Origin of the sequence: Neolewinella agarilytica, from assembly GCF_900110645.1 — a bacterium.
GTDB lineage: Bacteria > Bacteroidota > Bacteroidia > Chitinophagales > Saprospiraceae > Neolewinella > Neolewinella agarilytica.
In genome coordinates this window covers 177,003-194,588 of sequence record NZ_FOFB01000005.1, presented here as the reverse complement: position 1 = coordinate 194,588, position 17,586 = coordinate 177,003, and the positions used below count along the sequence as shown (strand labels likewise).

20 protein-coding genes are annotated in these 17,586 nt (G+C 48.2%); 11 read left to right on the top strand and 9 right to left on the bottom strand.

Annotated features, from left to right (window positions below; all coding sequences use genetic code 11):
* Nucleotides 1-246: 246 nt before the first annotated feature.
* Nucleotides 247-1,965 (top strand): dynamin family protein, encoded by a 1,719-nt coding sequence (locus BM123_RS06430; protein WP_090166468.1) that lies wholly within the window; start codon nt 247-249, stop codon nt 1,963-1,965.
* A 12-nt stretch (nt 1,966-1,977) separates the two neighbouring features.
* Here the strand turns inward: BM123_RS06430 and BM123_RS06425 are convergent, their stop codons facing one another.
* Complete coding sequence (locus BM123_RS06425) at nt 1,978-2,508, bottom strand: hypothetical protein (protein WP_090166466.1); 531 nt, start codon at nt 2,506-2,508, stop codon at nt 1,978-1,980.
* Nucleotides 2,509-2,671: 163 nt separating this feature from the next.
* On the opposite strand from BM123_RS06425, the gene BM123_RS06420 reads away from it, so the two are divergent.
* The gene (locus BM123_RS06420) at nt 2,672-3,487 is read left to right on the top strand and encodes a ChaN family lipoprotein (RefSeq protein WP_245748456.1); all 816 of its coding nucleotides are present in this window, start codon (nt 2,672-2,674) and stop codon (nt 3,485-3,487) included.
* 35 nt (nt 3,488-3,522) lie between these two features.
* Here the strand turns inward: BM123_RS06420 and BM123_RS06415 are convergent, their stop codons facing one another.
* The 5 genes from BM123_RS06415 to BM123_RS06395 form a co-directional block, all read right to left on the bottom strand.
* A complete protein-coding gene (locus BM123_RS06415; protein WP_090166462.1) occupies nt 3,523-4,689 on the bottom strand; it encodes a hypothetical protein in 1,167 nt (388 codons plus the stop codon).
* A gap of 59 nt (nt 4,690-4,748) precedes the next feature.
* Complete coding sequence (locus BM123_RS06410; RefSeq protein WP_090166460.1) at nt 4,749-5,288, bottom strand: KdsC family phosphatase; 540 nt, start codon at nt 5,286-5,288, stop codon at nt 4,749-4,751.
* A gap of 132 nt (nt 5,289-5,420) precedes the next feature.
* A complete protein-coding gene (gene iscX / locus BM123_RS06405) occupies nt 5,421-5,666 on the bottom strand; it encodes a Fe-S cluster assembly protein IscX (RefSeq protein WP_090166458.1) in 246 nt (81 codons plus the stop codon).
* 169 nt (nt 5,667-5,835) lie between these two features.
* On the bottom strand, nt 5,836-6,177 hold the full coding sequence (locus tag BM123_RS06400; RefSeq protein ID WP_090166456.1) for a 2Fe-2S iron-sulfur cluster-binding protein: 342 nt from the start codon (nt 6,175-6,177) through the stop codon (nt 5,836-5,838).
* 66 nt (nt 6,178-6,243) lie between these two features.
* Nucleotides 6,244-6,666: a group I intron-associated PD-(D/E)XK endonuclease gene (locus tag BM123_RS06395; RefSeq protein WP_090166454.1), complete on the bottom strand. Its 423-nt coding sequence runs from the start codon at nt 6,664-6,666 to the stop codon at nt 6,244-6,246.
* Between the two features lie 267 nt (nt 6,667-6,933).
* Between BM123_RS06395 and BM123_RS06390 the strand changes: the two genes are divergently transcribed.
* The 9 genes from BM123_RS06390 (at nt 6,934) to BM123_RS06350 (ending at nt 15,230) form a co-directional block, all read left to right on the top strand.
* The gene (locus tag BM123_RS06390) at nt 6,934-8,211 is read left to right on the top strand and encodes a phage integrase SAM-like domain-containing protein (RefSeq protein ID WP_090166451.1); all 1,278 of its coding nucleotides are present in this window, start codon (nt 6,934-6,936) and stop codon (nt 8,209-8,211) included.
* An 82-nt stretch (nt 8,212-8,293) separates the two neighbouring features.
* Nucleotides 8,294-9,733: a hypothetical protein gene (locus BM123_RS06385; RefSeq protein WP_090166449.1), complete on the top strand. Its 1,440-nt coding sequence runs from the start codon at nt 8,294-8,296 to the stop codon at nt 9,731-9,733.
* 78 nt (nt 9,734-9,811) lie between these two features.
* The gene (locus tag BM123_RS06380) at nt 9,812-10,015 is read left to right on the top strand and encodes a hypothetical protein (RefSeq protein WP_090166448.1); all 204 of its coding nucleotides are present in this window, start codon (nt 9,812-9,814) and stop codon (nt 10,013-10,015) included.
* Nucleotides 10,016-10,365: 350 nt separating this feature from the next.
* The gene (locus tag BM123_RS06375; RefSeq protein ID WP_090166446.1) at nt 10,366-10,545 is read left to right on the top strand and encodes a ribbon-helix-helix protein, CopG family; all 180 of its coding nucleotides are present in this window, start codon (nt 10,366-10,368) and stop codon (nt 10,543-10,545) included.
* 1 nt (nt 10,546) lies between these two features.
* Nucleotides 10,547-10,846 carry a helix-turn-helix domain-containing protein gene (locus BM123_RS06370; protein ID WP_090166444.1) on the top strand — a complete coding sequence of 100 codons (300 nt, stop codon included), beginning with the start codon at nt 10,547-10,549 and terminating at the stop codon, nt 10,844-10,846.
* A gap of 748 nt (nt 10,847-11,594) precedes the next feature.
* Complete coding sequence (locus BM123_RS06365; RefSeq protein WP_139211788.1) at nt 11,595-12,860, top strand: hypothetical protein; 1,266 nt, start codon at nt 11,595-11,597, stop codon at nt 12,858-12,860.
* 192 nt (nt 12,861-13,052) lie between these two features.
* Complete coding sequence (locus BM123_RS06360) at nt 13,053-14,057, top strand: S49 family peptidase (protein ID WP_090166440.1); 1,005 nt, start codon at nt 13,053-13,055, stop codon at nt 14,055-14,057.
* A 43-nt stretch (nt 14,058-14,100) separates the two neighbouring features.
* On the top strand, nt 14,101-14,532 hold the full coding sequence (locus BM123_RS06355; protein WP_090166438.1) for a hypothetical protein: 432 nt from the start codon (nt 14,101-14,103) through the stop codon (nt 14,530-14,532).
* Nucleotides 14,533-14,549: 17 nt separating this feature from the next.
* Nucleotides 14,550-15,230: a hypothetical protein gene (locus BM123_RS06350; RefSeq protein ID WP_090166436.1), complete on the top strand. Its 681-nt coding sequence runs from the start codon at nt 14,550-14,552 to the stop codon at nt 15,228-15,230.
* A gap of 693 nt (nt 15,231-15,923) precedes the next feature.
* On the opposite strand, the gene BM123_RS06345 is transcribed toward BM123_RS06350, so the two are convergent.
* From BM123_RS06345 to BM123_RS06335, 3 genes are all read right to left on the bottom strand, one after another.
* Nucleotides 15,924-16,259, bottom strand: a complete 336-nt coding sequence (locus BM123_RS06345; protein WP_090166434.1) for a 2Fe-2S iron-sulfur cluster-binding protein — start codon at nt 16,257-16,259, stop codon at nt 15,924-15,926.
* A gap of 106 nt (nt 16,260-16,365) precedes the next feature.
* On the bottom strand, nt 16,366-16,764 hold the full coding sequence (locus tag BM123_RS23895; RefSeq protein ID WP_139211787.1) for a hypothetical protein: 399 nt from the start codon (nt 16,762-16,764) through the stop codon (nt 16,366-16,368).
* Nucleotides 16,765-16,862: 98 nt separating this feature from the next.
* The gene (locus tag BM123_RS06335) at nt 16,863-17,585 is read right to left on the bottom strand and encodes a hypothetical protein (RefSeq protein ID WP_139211786.1); all 723 of its coding nucleotides are present in this window, start codon (nt 17,583-17,585) and stop codon (nt 16,863-16,865) included.
* Between the last annotated feature and the right edge of the window lies 1 nt (nt 17,586).

Here is a 17,586-nt window from a genome sequence, read left to right as displayed (position 1 = left end):
CACAAGATAATCAGCGGGCGCTACCGCAGGTGCCAATAAAGACTCCGTAGGAGTCAAACACCCTTATCCCCGGATGAAGACATAATCCGGGGCAAGGTGCGCCCAGCGCACACCAAAAGACAAACCAAGCTCCAAAAACATCTCTTTGCACCCGCGGTTGCGCCAAATAGCCCCTTAACTCTACCGGCCATGTAGTAACTTGTCGCCTCCTCTTGCGTCTAAAGCAGCAGTAGAATTAAAGAAAACATGGCACAACTTATAGATGCTCAACTTCAGGCTACCCGTGCACGCCTTGAAGAGATCATCAAGAATCTTCACGAACTGACGCTTCGCATCGGCCATGACGAAATGGCCCAGACCGTGAGCGAGCTTCGCAACCGTATTTTTGAGCCCTTCATGTTCGTCATCGTTGGGGAAGTGAAGGCTGGCAAGTCCAGCTTCGTCAATGCGCTCCTGGCCACCGGCCAGGAAATTGCCAAGGCTGCTCCGCAACCGATGACGGACACCATTCAGCAAATAATTTATGGAGAGGAGCAGCGGGAAGTAGAGATCAACCCCTACCTGAAGAAGATATTCCTCCCGGTAGAGATCCTCAAAGAAATTGCCATCGTTGACACGCCAGGCACCAATACCATCGTTGAGCACCACCAGGAAATTACGGAGCAATTCATCCCCGCCAGCGACCTGATCGTCTTTGTGTTCGAAGCGAAGAACCCCTACCGGCAATCGGCCTGGGACTTTTTCAAGTACATTCATGGAGACTGGAAAAAGAAGACCATTTTCGTACTTCAACAAAAAGATCTCGCAACCGACAATGAACTGGAGACCAACATAGAGGGAGTCCGCAACAAAGCCATACAGGAAGGAGTAGAAAACCCTAATGTATTCGCCGTCAGTGCCAAACGGGAGCAGGAGGACATTCCGGACAGTGGTTTCGGGACCTTACGTCAATACATTACCGAAAACATCACCGGTGGCCAGGCGCCCCGCCTGAAGCTGAACAACAGCATCATTACGGCGCAGACCATTAATGAGCGGATTGCCGGCGGATTAGAGCTGCGTCGCGACCAGTTTGATGCCGACACCCGATTCCGCTCCGACATTCAGGAAACCCTGAGCGAGCAAACCGGCCAGAGCAATAAGCAGGTAGACCTCATGGTCGAGAACCTGCTGCACACCTACGATAACATCACCCGTGAAAAGCTGGAAGAACTTCGCAGCGGCATGAGCATGTTCGGCTTATTAAAAAGAAGCCTCAGTTCCACCTTTGGCAGTACTCCGGACGCTAAAACCTGGCTGGGAGGCCTCGCCAGCGAGCTTGAGGACGACCTGAACACCAAACTTAAAGCCCGGCTCAACGACAACGTCATCGATCTGGCCGAAAGCATTCAGCAGATGGTGAAGGTTATTGACTTGAAAATCCGCTCCAGCGAAACGATTCTTAAAAACGATCACGAACTTTTCAGTGACATTGCCGAACGCCGGGAAAATGTGCTCCGGGACCTGCAAGACCAATTCAACCGCTTTGTTTCCAAGACAGAAAGCTTTACGGACGACGAGCTTTTCGCCGACCGCGAAAATCTGACCCCCAACCTCGCCGCCGGCGGCGGCATCGCTGCCCTTGGGGTGGTACTGATGGCCCTCTCTACCCTGCCCGTCCTGGACGTTACCGGAGGAATACTTACCACCGTAGGCGTTCTTTTCGCCGGCTTCAGCACCCGGGGAAAGCGTAAGCGGATTGTTGATGGTTTCGAAGCCGAAATCGCCGTTGGTCGCGATCGCCTCGCCACCGACCTGGAAGAAAAACTAAAATCCTACATCTCAACGCTGCGTACACGCATTGAGAGCAACTTCACCCGTTTCGATGAGATGCTTGGCCGGGAGGAGAAGAATCTCGCCATCCTGGAAGGGTCGCATAAAGAAATAGAGGCGGAGCTGGAGGAGATGTCGCTGAGCGATGGTTAGACGCGCAAAGCGCTAACTTTTTTGCCCAGAAAAATGATCCTCCTTCCGTCGAAACAGTACGTTGAAAGAAGTCAGGGAGCCATAAATCCGGGTGATATACTGCTGCAGGTTGACCTTCTCTTCGTCAGTCATACTGCTGGAGTTAATGCGCTGCTCCATTACCCGCAGGCGGTCCCGTACCATGACGATTTTGTGAAAGAAAGTATCGATGGGCATTTCCTTGGTGGCCAGACCATCTTCTCCGGGCTTCAGGATGAGCTGTCCGTCGACCCAGCGATCGCCCAGTTGGGTGGTTTCCTGAATGCCATTGTAAGTGCGTAGGATCCGAACCAGGGCTTTTTCAGCCTCATTGAAAGAAGCTACTTCTTCGGCTTCAATGGCCTCCAGAACTTCCCATTTATCGTAGTCACGCCCAACGGATTTAATGCCGTGGATCATGAAGGTAACATCGTAGGCAGCCTTGTATAATTTGATGATGACGCCGTCACCAAATGCGGGGTGACGCACGCGGCTACCAACGCCTAATGTTGTAGTATCACTCATGAGATTTTATTAATGGGCCGCAATTTAAGAATTTGGGCGCGTCCGCAGGTGCAAGGAGAGACTATTAAAAGAGCAGGCATTGCTTACCTTGGCCCTGCCTTAACGATCAAACATGAAATTTTTCCTGCTTCTAGCACTATCCTTGCTGTTTATCCCCCAAAATATGTCAGCACAAAAAAATCCGGTTCCCTTCGCGCTCTTTAGCCCCAAAGGCAAAAAAGCCAAATACGGCAAACTGTTGAAATCCGCTGAATCCGCTGACATAATCCTTTTTGGAGAAATACATAACAACGCTATTTCCCACTGGCTGCAGCACACCCTGACACGGGATCTTTCCTCAAAAGGGAAGCTCAGTATTGGTATGGAGATGTTCGAAACAGATCAACAGCAGGCGCTGGATAAATACCTCCAGGGGATGATTACGCTGGAAGCGCTGGACTCCGTAGGCCAGGGGCTTTGGTCAAACTACAAGACTGATTACCAGCCCGTAGTTGAGTTCGCCAGCGAGGTCGGAATCCCGGTGATTGCCACCAATGTCCCCAGACCCATTGCCCGGCAGGTATTTCGGGGCGGTTTTGCCTCTTTGGATGAGCTGAGCCCTGAGGAAAAGAAGCTCCTCCCTCCCCTGCCCATTCCCTACGACAAGAACCTCCCGGGCTATGTACGAATGCTCGAGATGATGCCCGGAGGGCATGGCGGCGAGACTTTCCCGATGGCACAAGCCATCAAAGACGCTACAATGGCCCACTTCATTATTGCTAATAAAAAGAAGGGTGTTCCCTTCCTGCATCTGAACGGTAGCTATCACTCGGACGATTTCGAGGGCATCGGCTGGTACCTCAATAAATACGCTCCGGATTTGAAAGTGATGACCATTTCAACCGTAGAACAGGAACAAGTCGAAGAACTCCTGCCTGAGCATAAGAATAAAGCTCACTTCATTATTGCAGTGCCCGAAATGATGACAAAGACCTACTAAGTCGCTAATTCGGCCACCACATACTCAGTGCACGTTTACCGCTTCCCTTCCATAAACGGTATTTCAATTTCCAACTCTGTCATAAAGTAGGCCACACCTGTAAACATCTTTCCTTTGGCTATCCCTCTGGGCTCCAGCCCGGGGCGAATCAAGGTAATGGGAAGATTCACTACCAGGCCATCCTTAAGCACTTCATAGGGCAGGTAATGTACGTTAAGACAACCACCGTCCAGTAAAATATAGTTGGCCCGGGGATGAAAAGAAAAGCTCCCCTGGCGAATATTTTTCTCGCCGACCTTTATGGCAAAACCTGCCTCATCCAGTAAAAGCCAAAAACCTTCCAGGTCGTGCTCCGCCAGAGAGATGATGTTTTTCGGTAAGCTACCGCTATTAGTAAAACGGGTGTGTCGGTTTTTGAGGGAATCCGCCATCAGGGTGACTTTAGTTTTAGAAAAGTCAAGGTGCGAAAGTAATTCTTCCGGATTTTCACTACTCCTGTTTGCTGATTCTCTGAGTAGCTTTCCTCTCCGGATACCGTTCATATTGTTGTTGTCAATCCTTCGACCATATAGTCCTTCTCCAGCCTTGATGGAATCAATCAGGATCGTAACATCTCTACTCCCTCCAAGCGTATAGGACAATATCGGCTGGTTAAATCGATCCTCTGCACGCCAAAAACCATCTGCCTGATCGTACCATATCCGTTGATTGCCAATAAATCGGGTAGCCCGGGTCATGTAGCACCCCTGATCTTGGTCTCCTTTTTCTTCGAACAAGAACGATACATCCATGAATCCACCATTGTCCAAAAACACCTTTTGGGTGGCATAATCCATCCAGGAAGAGTCTAAGTTTACTACCCGAAGACGCTCCAGATAATAATGATTATTCTTAACCGAATCGAATAACACCAGCGTATCCCGGCCACGCCGGCTTAATCGCCACTGCTCTTCTTCCGACCCAATCACCAGGCTATCGCGAATCGGATAGTTTAACTCCATATTCGGGATGACCGATGAGCGAACCCTTAAGTTACTCTCTTCAACGTCAATAAGGTTTGCCATGTCGATGAATTCATTGCGCAAACCACGATCGTTACCCACCACAATCCATTGATCGGGAGGCGAAGATTCAATACTATCGGACTTTGAACAAGAGATAAGCAGTAGCATCAGCACCGCCGGCAGCGTCAGGTGTTTCATACAATAGGTGTGGCCACCTATCAGATGCCGTCTGCAGGATTTATGGCGTGTGCCAGCTGTTAAACACTGGTCGGCAGCTCATCTTCTTCGTCATGAGGCAACCAATTTCCCTTCAGGCGCAAAGTGCGCTCGATGACCTCGCGCACGGCTCCTTCCCCACCCTTTGCCTGACTGACGTAAGTAGAGATGGAGAGAATCTCCGAACAGGCATCATTGGGGCAGGCGGGGATACCCACCAGGCGCATTACTTCGTAATCAGGCACATCGTCCCCCATATAGAGAACATTCTCATCCGATATTTCATCATCGTAGAGATACATAAACTCCCGATAAGCCTCCACTTTATCTCTGATGCCGTAATAAATATCGACTACACCCAGCCCCTGCAAGCGAGAAACTACCCCCTCACTTTTTCCTCCGGTGATAATGGCTACCCGATAGCCCATATCAATGGCTCGTTTGATGGCATAACCATCGCGAACGTTCATCTGCCGCAGTAGCTTACCATCTTCCATCACGATGAGCTGGGAATTGGTCAGCACTCCATCTACGTCAAAGATGAAGGTGTTGATGTCAGCGAATTTCTCTAGTTCGTTCATTCAGGTTGCAGGTTGTGAGTTGCAGGTTGTGAGTTGCAGGTTACAAGTTGCAGGTTACAAGTTCCAAGTTGCAGGTTGTGAGTTGCAGGTTACAACCAGCACCCTGCAACTTGTAACTTGGAACTTGCAACCTTATTGATTCTCCCGCCACTCATACACCCATTTAGCCTGAATCTGCTCAAGGTGTTCCTCGGTGGAGCCTTCTTTGGTTCCGGTAAAATTGGGGATCTCCAGAATCCATTCCAGAAGGTCCGTGAAACGGATGCGGTAGATTTTTCCCTGGTCCATCTCGTCACCGAAGCGATCATAGAGCGCCATGGCAATGTCTTCGTGGTCGGCCCAGCCGAAGGGAAAGTCGTCGAAATCTTTAAAACTCATGTTGGTATTTTGGTTGTTTGGTCAGTTGGTCTTTTGGGCTGCCGCACATTGAAGGAGTTACAGCAGTTTAACTTAGTTAGCTGGTTAGAGGGAGAATCGCACTGAAGTAGGGGGTTTTTGCCGCCTACAAAATGCGGTAGCCCAAAAGACCAACGAACCAACAGACTAATCAATGTTCGTGCCCGATGATCTGCTTTTGATCCGGAATCTCTACTTCGATGACTGCATCTTCATCTAAGATGATAGCCTGGCAGCCAAGGCGACTCTCGATACGGGGATTAATGGCCCGATCAATGAAGTCTTCCTCTTTATCACTGATTTCTTCTAATGCGTCTTCCCCCTTGTGCACGTAAACGTGACAGGTGCTGCAGGCGCAAACTTCGCCGCAGTTGTGATTCAGGTGAATGTCATTCTCTTCGGTTACTTCAAGAATGCTGATATCCGTAGGAACGTTCTCCACCGTCTTGGGGGCGATGCTTTTATCTTCGAAGGTGAACTTAACTGTAGCCATGTATTTGGTAAAAATTGAAGTTGGTATGCTAATGCTTGGAGGGCCTATTTAGTTGAGGTACTTATACTATTGGAGAAGTAAAGACCAAGCATTTCTGAATTGAGCAGATTTTGGTTTTCGCTGTCGTTTACTATCCTCAACTAAATGAATTTCAGATCCGTAGGAGTTAAAGACAATAGATGGCATGATATAAAAGACCTTAAGCTTGCTGATGTAGAGAATAGCAAAATCAAAATCTTTTTCATCGTATGGCGATCTAACCATTGCCCTTCTGTTGGTTTTTGTTCTCCTATTGTCAACTACCCAGTTTTGCTTTGCTTGGTCAAACCAAGCACTTTTCACCTGAATTTTGATCAGTCTTGACTTAATATCTAATACCAAATCATAAGGAAGTCTATCTCCAACTGGTGTTAACACTCCCCAGCCCTGAGTAAGTGCATAAAGTATTGTTGCATGTTCTGCGATATCTCCCTTCAGCTTAGTGTCCATAACACAATTTAAGGGAAGTAAACTCTAAAAACAAACAAAAAAGCCGTCAATGACCACAGGTCAAAGACGGCTTTAAATGTAGCGGGGACAGGAATAGCCGCCCTTGATTGTGTTAAAGCCGTTATGTATAAAAAGTTGTCTTGTCAGCGCATTATGTATATGTGTTTTTTTAATGAATATATTGCTTTTGCCTAAATGACTGTTATACAGGTAGTTGAATAGTGCCGACTATTGCATATATGAAAGGCACAACAATACCTTTACAGCATGAAAAAACGCAATCCAGGCCGGAGGCCACCTACCCCCAATTTTTATATCACTGAAGGAGGGATTATTAACGTTCGGTTTAGCTATCGAGGCAAACGTGTATCAATATCGCTGCAAATGTACATAAAGCCTTCGGAGTGGGATAATAGGAAGCAAAGCCCTAAAAGATCGCTAAGAGGCCGGAATGATGTGGAGCGCATTATAAGTTCCTTACAAAAGTGGGAAGATGTTGTTCACCAGCTATTCCGCGAAGTAGGCGAGACGCTGACGAATGAAGGTTTTAAACAAGAAGTTCTTTACCGTGTCGGAGCTGAAGACCGGCCCGGCGAAATGCCAAAAGACTTCCACGGATACTTGTCTGCCTTCATTGCCCTCAGAAAAGACACACCAGGTAAGACCCGTACCAGTTGGGGCAAATTTGAGGCCCTGCAACGTCACCTGAAAGAGTTTGAGAAAGACACTAAGCAAGAGCTTGACTGGAGCAAATTTGACTATCAGTTTAAAGATGACTTTACGGCATGGATGTATGCCCCCCCCCGCAATTTTGCTAACAACAACGCCGCCAAACTAATGGCTGCACTAAGACAGGTAATGCGAGACGCTTACCGTAAAAAAATTCATATGAATACTATTCAAGAGGACAGAGAATTTATTATTCGTAGACAGTCTACCAACTGCAAAGTAAGACTTACAGTTCCCGAACTTTATGCTATCGAGCATCTTGATTTATCAGACCGGCCCGGAATGGATAAAGCCCGCGACCTGATGATCTTTGCAGCCTGGACAGGTCTGCGTATTAGCGACTGGTACGGCATTACCCGTGCAAACTTTCACGAGAAAGACGGGCAAACTACTTTGCAACTGGTCACGAGTAAGACGATGACGGCAGTAGTTATCCCGGTAGTGCCCCAGGTGGAAAACATCTTCGAGAAATATAACTACAAGTTGCCCCGGATCGCACCTGCGTACTTCAACCGACTGATAAAAGAAGTATGTCGAGAAGCAATACCAGAGGCCACCTTCACGCGTGTTTATTCTGAAGGAGGTAATACGGTAAAAGAGACTGCCTTGAAAGCGGACTATGTTAGTAGCCATTCAGGGCGCAAATCTTTTGCCTCTAATATGTATGAGGCAACCGGAGTTGCTTATCCAATTATGCAGATCACCGGACACAAGACGGAATCTGTTTTTCAGAAGTATATAGAGCTAAAGAAAGCCGAAACGGTAAAAACAATTCACAGCCCTGCGCTAAACCTGGCGAACTGGCAGCCAGCATAAAAAACGCCCCGAACCCGTGCAAATTGTCCTGGCAGACGATCACGGGAACGGGGCTATTTACTAACAGTAAACTTTTACAAAAATGCGTAAAATTCAGACTACGCCCAAACACCGGGCATTTTATAACGAACACGGTGGACACTTACCAGCCTATTACACCATTGCAAACATCGGTCAACTACTCTCCGCGGCTTCGCTATCGTTAGCAGTTTTTACCTTGCTATCTGACGCAATCGCCGGACGAGGAATAAGTGTTGCCAGTACGGGAATAGTGACCGCCGCAATACTGATTGGCATATTTATTGAACTGGCGAACCGGAAACTTGCACGGCCATCAATACGGCCATGGGTCGTTAAGAATCAGTTCTCTGAAGACCCTGAAAAACAACACCGTCACAAGTTAGTCACCCGCTTTAGCCGTGCCGGTTTATTGCTGGTTGGTGTTCTATCCTTCGCCCTCTCTTTTATGGGAAGTATGGATGCCGGGAAGCTCATCACAGACGAAGCACCACCGGCTAACCTGGACAGCCTGCAACTAGCTTTTGCAGCTGATACCGCCGTGCTATTCGCGCCTTACCAGATCCGCGCCGCCGCCGCCCTTCAGCAATTCAACGCCACCAAATCCAATAGAGAGAAAGCCGCTGAAGATTACGCCGGTTGTGCTGACCGTGGCAACAAGTGGTGCAAGAAAAAACGCCGTGCGATACTGGCAGAAATAGACGCCGCTGAAGCCGCCTATAACGCCACCGCTGCAACCATTGCCACCGAACGCGGGAAGGCTCTATCTGAAGCCCTTAAAGCCCGTGACGATGCTAACCACCTGGCAACAGCTGAAGCCGCCGAAGCTGCCGCCCTGGTAGAGAGCGAAGCGAAGAATACCGGATGGATATTTGCCGCCCTGACATTTGCGGGCCAACTGATTTTCTATCTTTTGTTTTATCTCATATTACAGATAGAGGCCGGGAGCGAGATAGCCGAAGAAATAGAACCGAATGAGTTCCACGCGCTGCCTTCAGTATGGTCTGACTTCAAAGCCGTCTTTAGTCACAGAGTAGAACGAGGAGCCCGCCGTCTAATGGCTTATGTCTTCGGCACCCGTGACCGTCTGGAGAAAGACTTGCCTTATGTTTCATTCTGGACTGATACCAGAGCTGAACCGATAGAAGATGCCCCGCCATTAGTATCATCACACACCAAGACGGAGCCCCGCTTCTATCAAGCCGCTGAAGACCCACACACACACAAACCGCGTGCGACCTTTAACACACAAAACACACCCCCCACACACACGCGAGACAAGGTACGTGGACACACGAACGCCACACAGCAAGACCCTGAAACAAAGAAGGCTTACTCACGTCTTATGCAGTACCGTAAGAGACTAGGCGCTCACCAGCAGAAAGCCAGCGCACAGCTACGTAAGGACGGACAAGTAAAGGCCCGGACTGCTGAAGCGATAGCAAATAACAGGCAATGGGTTGAGCATTACGAAGGACTACTCAAGGCCCTGACAGAAAAGTAAGAGAACTATTTGCCGCCCAATATCGGAACGGCTTCACCTGGCAATGAGTAACACTTCATTTGCCACAACACTATACTTATGAGTAAGACAATAGAACCAAACGAGAACGGCCCCCGGCCATCTTTTAAGGATTGGACCCTGAAAGATTTAATGTCGACCGCCGCCGCCGTCGTCAATCCTGAATTTGATATGGCTGTTAGGGAGTATTCTGCTAAGTGCCTTCACGGATGGCTTGAGGAGAAAATAAGGGAGCAGGTATTGAATAATCGAGCCGACGGATAGTCTTTTTTGGTGGTGGTCAGCTCAAAAAATGGCCACCGCCAAAAAAAAAGTGAAAAAAAATATCGAGCCGAATGTTTCAAAAGAAAACAGGCGAAAACAATTTAAAACATTTTCTGAAATATGGTACTTGCTTTTAAAGTGACGAAAACATTAGCGATTTTATAAAAACATAAACTACTGCGGACCACAGTGTTACACTAAGTTACGGCTTGCGGTCCGTAGTGTTACACAAGCCTACGAAAAACCGCTTTTTTGTTTGAAAAGTCGAAGCCTCTCAAAGATCACACATTTTGTATTTAGACATTTAGGCCCCCATATTTGCGTTAAACAAATAAGTAAAACTCATTGACATGGATAATAATTTGAACAAATCACATTTAGGGCTCCGGCTTCATGTGCCTGTTATGGACGAACTTAAAAACATGGCAGAAGCGAGAGGAGAAACAGTTTCCTCTTTAGTCCGTGACTTAATTAGAGAGGAGCTTCAGCGCAACGGCGTTGCCATTTCTATAACGACCAAAATTGTATAAAATGAGTAAGTCTTCCCCCCCAAGATTGTATCTGGATATTACAGAGGCAATGACCCCTGTATTAGAAATGGTGGCAGAGATGGCAGCAGAGAAAGCACACGCCGAAGCGATGAAAAGTATAAACCTAGCTAAGAATGAGCCAGTCTTTTATACTAGAGAAGAAGTAGCGGACAAACTCAAGGTTACCGTTCAAACGCTTGACAAGTACCGGAAAGACGGAATTATAAAGTGTATACCTATCGGCACCCGTGTACTGATACCAGATACAGAGCTAACCCGACTAGCTAACCGTATGGAATAGAGTAATGATATGAGAGGCACCATTCAGGGTTTTGAACCTTCCCGATGTGGTGCCACTCATCCTAATGCGTGACGGGCTGTCAGCCTCCATTGCTGACGTGCTGACAGCCCAACCACGCTTTTCCCTCATCTGGTCACGCTATGGCTTAGATGGCTCATAAAAAGGTTCATGTTAGACGGGATGCAACGCCCGCTCCGACGTCAGAGAATCCGCCCGCGTAATTGATTGCCGTCATGATCGCACCCAGGCAGCACGTAGGCCAATAGGCCTCAATAAACAATAACCGCCCCGCGCGAGCCTAAAAAGGCCCCGCCGGATTGCCGTCCAACGGGGCCAAAATTAATGTTTCATGCTTTCGCACGATTCAATAAACAATGTGGTAAAGGTATTGGATTTAGCAAAATTCTGCAACACCTCCGATACTACCCCGCCTAATCTTCGCGCCGAGTATAACGCGATAAAAGTGGACAATGGCCCCACGAAGCCTAAAGCCCTTTACCTAACGTCCACCGTACCGGAGAGAGTCTTCACGGCTTTAGATGCGCACTTCGCCACTAACTATGTAGTCGATTTTCCCCCATACCAGCTGGAAAGAGTAGCACCCCGATACGGTGACGATGGCCGGAAGGCTTATTTAACCCTAAGAGGGAAACACATATCAACCGTCCGATGGAACCAGAAAGACCGGCCTGGTAGCCTGGTGTTTCAGATGAACCGGGCGCTTGATGATGGAGCTATCATTGCGAAGATGACCGAAGCCGCTGCCACCGTTGCTAACCAGCTGCAAACCTTCGCGGATTGCCCGCTCGATTACGCCGCCCCGGTTCCGTCTTCAGCCTGTGGTACTAGCTATGGACAAAAGACATTAGCCCAACTGGATACAATGGCTTTAAAAATAACTGAAGGAGATCTTCCCTTTATGGAATTTGATAAAGACGGGCTACACAAGGCCGGAGAATACTACTTTCATGAACAAGGCACCGGAGGTAAACTTTATGGGAGGAAGGCTTCAGTATGGACGCGAGGAGTACACGTTGCAAATGTGCTTTGGGATGCAAGGCAATCCAGTTTAGAAGGCTCCGCGAAGTTGGAAATTACCAACTCTACACTTTACGATACGACGCTAAGCCGGGAGGCTATTGTTGATAATCCCGTAAAGGCTTTAAACTCAAATGTCATTAAGCCATTCCGGGCAGACATTGCATTTGATAGCCCCGGCCTGATGACGTTTTTGAACGCCGTCCATGACCGTAACATTGAGGCCGTCCGACAGAGCGCTTACCATAAGGCAAAAAAGTATGTTAGCCTGGCGACTGATGAAATAGAAGGCTTCAGTTTTGGGAGCCGATCAGCCGGTAGGTTTGTTCGTTGCTACAATAAGACTAAAGAGCTGGAAACATCTAAGAAAGAATACATTTCAGAATTTCACAAGATTAACGGTATCGAGGACACCGTTGCACGTCTGGAGGTTGAGTTGAAAGGTGACTATTTTAGAACCTTAGTTGGTTTTGATTGGCGCGACTTGTTCGACCGTGAAAAGATGGTAGCTATTGGGCAACAAGCCCTTTCCGGTTGGTTTGATTGGGTGCCAGCGAACAGCACCGATAGCAAACGTAACCGCCGGCAGCGAGTGACGGTTGTAGACTTTTCCCAGGTCAAAAAGTCAGAGTACAAAAGACAAACTCCGGCCCCGGTTAAGTCGGACCGTATGGAGAGGATAATTGTAAAGTCGCTTATCCTTCGCGCTGAAGCCTCGACAACTGATGCAGGGATTATTGAACACCTACAAACCGCCGCCTCTATTGCTGAAAAAAATAATTTATGGTGCTGGATGCAAGGGAAGATTGAAAACATCGAGACAGCGTTAACCCGCCGCGCGCGACTTGAGGAGAGAGAGTTGAGTAAGTTCTTTAAAGGGAGGTGCTGGTATGAGGCACTAATAGAGGCTTACGGTAGTTTTCAACCCCTGAACCACCAGACCGGAGAACTGGCAAGTGTCGCTCCACTACTGTAAAAAAAACACGCTACAAAAACGGCTTCAGATCGTCGACAAACCAAAATTTCAAAATTTATTATTTAAATGTTTAAAACGCTGTTAAATAATGACTTATGAAACAAAAAAGTAACTTTAACAAATAAAGCAGCCTAACGCTTAGTGCGCGGATTAGCTTTTTTTGGGACAGAAACCACTAAAATTTGATGTTATATGAGAAGCAACTTACAACTTAACCAACTGATTACCAGCCTAAAAGGTGAACCGCTGGCCGTCTCACCTGCTTACTGGCAAGCGTTTGAGAGTGAACTATCTACCCTGGCGAACACCATCACCGGAGCGGAAATAGACCGCCGCCGGGAAGCCGTAGCAGCCCGCCTGATGAGTGCCAGCGGGAGCCCCGCCGGAGGTGTTCAGGTGAACCTGAACAACAGCAGCAGCACCCCTAAAAAGTCAATCGCTCACCTTCAGCTGACCGGGCTAATGTTGTCCCAGGACTTTCTTTGGATCAGAGGAGTAAACCACCTTACCGCCGAGCTGACCGCCGCCGACAGTAACCCCAATATAGCCGCCGTACTGCTGGAAGTAAATAGTGGTGGTGGAATGGTCACAGCTGGCCAGATGTTAGCAGCAACGATTGAGGGAATGAGTAAGCCGGTAGTTGTGTTTACTCACTTCATGGCAAGTGCTGCCATCATGGGAACACTACCGGCTAATAAGATCGTCGCAAGCTCGCCAGGTGTTGAGGTTGGAAGCATTGGCACTATGCTGAAAGTTGATAAGGTTGCAGCTGAAGTTGAGCGTACCAGGTACCTCACAATCTACGCTGACAAGTCAACTAAGAAGAACCACGCACACAGATCAGCCCTAAGAGGAGATTACCAGCCATTAACCCAAAAGGTTAACCAGGTAAATAAGATGTTCCTGGCAGCAGTCAAAGAACACAGGATTCTAAAGGGAGACGTTAACGGCACGTTGTCGGGCGAAATGTTCATGGCAGCCGAAGCAAAACAACGGGGCTTGATAGATGACATTGGCGGCTATCAAAAAGCGTTGATCTGGATTAACCATTGCCTGAAGTTTAAAGAGCGCCCTGGCCGCGTTGCACGTCTTCAAAGCAGATCCACAACACCCCAGGCAAACCCAGGTAAGCGGGTTTACCTCAATACTCCGATGTCGCAAAAAATATCCGCTTCATTAGCCGGACGCAAAAAATAATTCTCACCAGCTGGCCACCGTGACAGCTCAATAAATTACCCCCATGACAGAAAACAAACTACCCCATGTGGAAAAGGCTATCGTAGACGCTGACGAACGTCTTAAAGACCTTGAACACCTGACAGAACAACTACTTCCCCAGGAAGACACGCCCCCAGCTGAACCCGCCCCCATTACCCTAAGCCCTGATGTTTTGGCAGCGAAAAAATTTATCGCTGAAGTAGACGCGAAAAAATGGGACGGAGAAGAGAAGTATTACTTCCCAAATCAAAAGTATTACGCCGCAAAACGTGTCATTAGCGAGGACGTTTTAAGCCGTTGTGTTTTTGAGCTGGAAGGTATTAGTTACCAGCTGACAGCGCCCGCCCTGAAGATCAGGGGCACCCGCTACACAGCAGAGGAACTAATAAAAGATGAACGAATACTTCGCTACCTGGTATCCATCAATTCCGGGAGCGTGAAACAAATTTCTTAACCAAATAAGTTCAAACTATGAGTGTACTCATTCACCGCCGCCGGGACCTGGCAGAAGCACAACTCACCGCCCTGGCAGAACGTCGTAAGGAAATAGCCGGGAACCTTCAGAGGCTACACGATGCAATAACCCCCCTAACAGAAGGCAAGGCCGCAACGCCGTATATGATGGACAAACTTTTGACAGCTGGAAACCATGCTGACGATACTGAACGCGCAGCCGTTCGTCTATGGTTAGACTATTCAGGTTATCAGGATTTGCCAGTACGAGACAGCGCACTTACAACCGCTTTCTTTTACCCAAAAGAGCTTACAGCACTTATTGAGGTAGCTAACGACTGTTACCCCGTTAGCGAAGACCCTAAGCGATATGGGAAGGATGAATTCACCCCGCCCCCCATTACCCCCGATGAACGCGCCGCCATCATGGAACGTGCCGAAGTACGCGCCGCTACTGATGCAGATGCAGAGCTTTACCGGAGTGCTGAACGCCTGGTTAACCTGGCAAACGCTCGCAATCAGTCAGCAGGTGCGAACATCGTTTCTTTGGCAGATTTGACGACAGGCGCGAACATTATGTTCTCCGGCCTGGTCAAAGTCAAGCCAGCAGGCCCCCACCCCCTGGATGAGCCGACCTTCATTGTAGACGATTCAGGGCTAAACATGGTGAGGACAAACTACCGTGCATTTGATGAGTAAGTAGAAGCCAATCATTTTCAGGATGTTTTTTGCCGTGTCGGATTACTCCGGCACGGTTTTTTTGACTTTTTTTTGGTCTTTTTTCATTTTGTAGCAGGTATTGCGCAAAAGCCATTGCAAAAGGAGGCAAAAAAAAAGAGCTAAACCATTGAAAGTCAATAGTTTAGCCCTTTGAAAAAATAAAAAAATTGTAGCGGGGACAGGACTCGAACCTGTGACCTTCGGGTTATGCGTACCACTATAGCTTTCGCTACGCCCGTCAACGAATTATGACGGATTTGATGGTCTGGACTTTCTCTTCACCGGTAAATTAATACTACGGTGTTCACCATTAAGTCTCTACACCTTCCGAGTTCCGAAGAACAAGGCTTGGCTCGGGATTACCATACTAAAGGCTTCCCCGAATTTGATGAAATTCACTATGGAGTTTCTTCCATAGCAGCCCAAGCAAGCTTAAAGTCTGATTAGATCAGCGAATCACTTAAGTAGGTATGATTCAAAGTCGCTAAGCGACCCTTTAAGTTACAATCTTGAGCCCGACGAGCTACCAACTGCTCCACCCCGCGATGTTAGTTTTTGTTGCTGCAAAATGCCGAAACAATTTGAAGACTTACTGTACACCCTTCGTTAAGGGGCTGCAAAGATATAGACAATTCTGAGACTACAAAAGTTTATTGCAACTTTCGAAAAAAATTAATCATCTGCTTCCGGTGCCAGTTGAACCCGCAGGCCGTCCAGTGCCTCCGTAATTCGTAGCTGGCAGCCAAGACGGGAGTTATCCTCCACGAAAAAAGCCTGATCAAGCATGTCTTCTTCGTCCTCTCCCATTTCGGGCAATGCCGTTTCTGACAGTACGTAGCAATGGCAGGTACTACAGAGCGCCATACCCCCGCAGGTACCTTTTACGGGTAGCTCATAGGACTTACAAACCTCCATGAGGTTCATGTTCATATCCGTCGGTGCTTCCAGTTCGTGAGCTTCACCGTGACGATCCACTACGGTAATGAGTACGTTGCCATCTTCGGTCATAACAATTGCTTTGCTTAAAGAAGACGCAAAGGTAAGGAAGCTGGTTGAGGTGAGAACAATAAAAAGAGTAGAATGACAGAATACTTATTCTGTCATTCTGTAAGGATCACCTCCTTCGGATGAACACCCGTTCTCGCCCCGTAGTCCGGCTGCGAAGCACCAACTCATTCCGATCGCTATAAACAATGGTATGGCGAATCAGCTGCGGGCGACGGCGGCCGCGGTCTACCTGCATCACCAATCCCCCCTGCCGATAATCTGCATCCCAGGTGCCCGTATATCGGTTCTGACGGTAACGCGACCGGGATGGGCGGATTTCTTCAAAGAAACCATCCCGCTCCAGGATAAGCGTGGTTTGCTGGTTACGGCTGGCGGGAATGACCGGTTGCCCGGCCCGCTGGCCGGCCGTTTCTATCCAAACGCCAACAAGTGATGGTCCCCGGCCACGTTGCGCACTGACGGGCAACGCAAGAAGTAAGACTAAAAAAGAAAGTAAGAGTCGCATAATTAGGGATTTTATACCCTAATAACCCGCTTTCACTGAATTTCCCCTCTGTCCCGATGCCGGTTTAAATTTACCTTAACCCCGGCTTATGAATTTCTTTAGACAAGCAGATTCTCATCATAGAGCACCTGCTTCACCTCCTCATTTATACGCATACGGCTCTCCAGGTCCAGTGTGTCAGACCGGTGGTATTCTTCCATCAGAATATACTGCTTATAGCTATCTCCGGGCCGCTGGATATAAGCTACGTCCACCACCCCCTGCTTCCGGAAATGCTGCATCTCCCGGGAGAGCATGTTCCAGGGTAAACCGGTGGTCACCATCAGATCGTGGGGGCTGACTTTATAGTCATAAGCAATGAAGATGTTTTGCAAATCCTCGATGGTAAGGAAAGGCTCCCCGGAGAGATCTATCCCGGAAATCTCTTCCAGCGGGGCGGAGAGTTCGTAGAAGTACTTCATCCCGGTTGGGTTAGCCCCAGCAATAAGCAAGCCGCCGGTGGATAGATTCGATAGTCTTGCCGTAGCCTCGCCTTTAGTCAGCTCCGTTTTATCGGCAATCATATCCGCTGAAAGCAATCCGCCTGGCTGCTTTGAGAAAAGACGGAGTAATTCCAGGTCGGTGATGACCCGCTGAGTGTCCCGGGTCTGTTGTTTGCTCCGGGAAACAAAAAAAGAGATAAAAGCGACCATCGCTACAATCATCCCTACCAAGAACATTCCTGCCGACAAGAGCTTAGGAATATCCCCTTTAAGCATCAGTCCTCCCGCAGCCATTAACGAAGACAGTATTCCGATGAATAACCACAAGTACTTGTTCATA

Coding starts and splice junctions, on each gene's coding strand:
- BM123_RS06430 (WP_090166468.1), top strand. CDS start 247: ATGGCACAACTTATAGATGCTCAACTTCAGGCTACCCGTGCACGCCTT.
- BM123_RS06390 (WP_090166451.1), top strand. CDS start 6,934: ATGAAAAAACGCAATCCAGGCCGGAGGCCACCTACCCCCAATTTTTAT.
- BM123_RS06360 (WP_090166440.1), top strand. CDS start 13,053: ATGAGAAGCAACTTACAACTTAACCAACTGATTACCAGCCTAAAAGGT.
- BM123_RS06415 (WP_090166462.1), bottom strand. CDS start 4,689: ATGAAACACCTGACGCTGCCGGCGGTGCTGATGCTACTGCTTATCTCT.
- BM123_RS06370 (WP_090166444.1), top strand. CDS start 10,547: ATGAGTAAGTCTTCCCCCCCAAGATTGTATCTGGATATTACAGAGGCA.
- iscX (WP_090166458.1), bottom strand. CDS start 5,666: ATGAGTTTTAAAGATTTCGACGACTTTCCCTTCGGCTGGGCCGACCAC.
- BM123_RS06345 (WP_090166434.1), bottom strand. CDS start 16,259: ATGACCGAAGATGGCAACGTACTCATTACCGTAGTGGATCGTCACGGT.
- BM123_RS06410 (WP_090166460.1), bottom strand. CDS start 5,288: ATGAACGAACTAGAGAAATTCGCTGACATCAACACCTTCATCTTTGAC.
- BM123_RS06425 (WP_090166466.1), bottom strand. CDS start 2,508: ATGAGTGATACTACAACATTAGGCGTTGGTAGCCGCGTGCGTCACCCC.
- BM123_RS06365 (WP_139211788.1), top strand. CDS start 11,595: ATGACCGAAGCCGCTGCCACCGTTGCTAACCAGCTGCAAACCTTCGCG.
- BM123_RS06380 (WP_090166448.1), top strand. CDS start 9,812: ATGAGTAAGACAATAGAACCAAACGAGAACGGCCCCCGGCCATCTTTT.
- BM123_RS06395 (WP_090166454.1), bottom strand. CDS start 6,666: ATGGACACTAAGCTGAAGGGAGATATCGCAGAACATGCAACAATACTT.
- BM123_RS06335 (WP_139211786.1), bottom strand. CDS start 17,585: ATGAACAAGTACTTGTGGTTATTCATCGGAATACTGTCTTCGTTAATG.
- BM123_RS06375 (WP_090166446.1), top strand. CDS start 10,366: ATGGATAATAATTTGAACAAATCACATTTAGGGCTCCGGCTTCATGTG.
- BM123_RS06420 (WP_245748456.1), top strand. CDS start 2,672: ATGTCAGCACAAAAAAATCCGGTTCCCTTCGCGCTCTTTAGCCCCAAA.
- BM123_RS06385 (WP_090166449.1), top strand. CDS start 8,294: ATGCGTAAAATTCAGACTACGCCCAAACACCGGGCATTTTATAACGAA.
- BM123_RS06350 (WP_090166436.1), top strand. CDS start 14,550: ATGAGTGTACTCATTCACCGCCGCCGGGACCTGGCAGAAGCACAACTC.
- BM123_RS06400 (WP_090166456.1), bottom strand. CDS start 6,177: ATGGCTACAGTTAAGTTCACCTTCGAAGATAAAAGCATCGCCCCCAAG.
- BM123_RS23895 (WP_139211787.1), bottom strand. CDS start 16,764: ATGCGACTCTTACTTTCTTTTTTAGTCTTACTTCTTGCGTTGCCCGTC.
- BM123_RS06355 (WP_090166438.1), top strand. CDS start 14,101: ATGACAGAAAACAAACTACCCCATGTGGAAAAGGCTATCGTAGACGCT.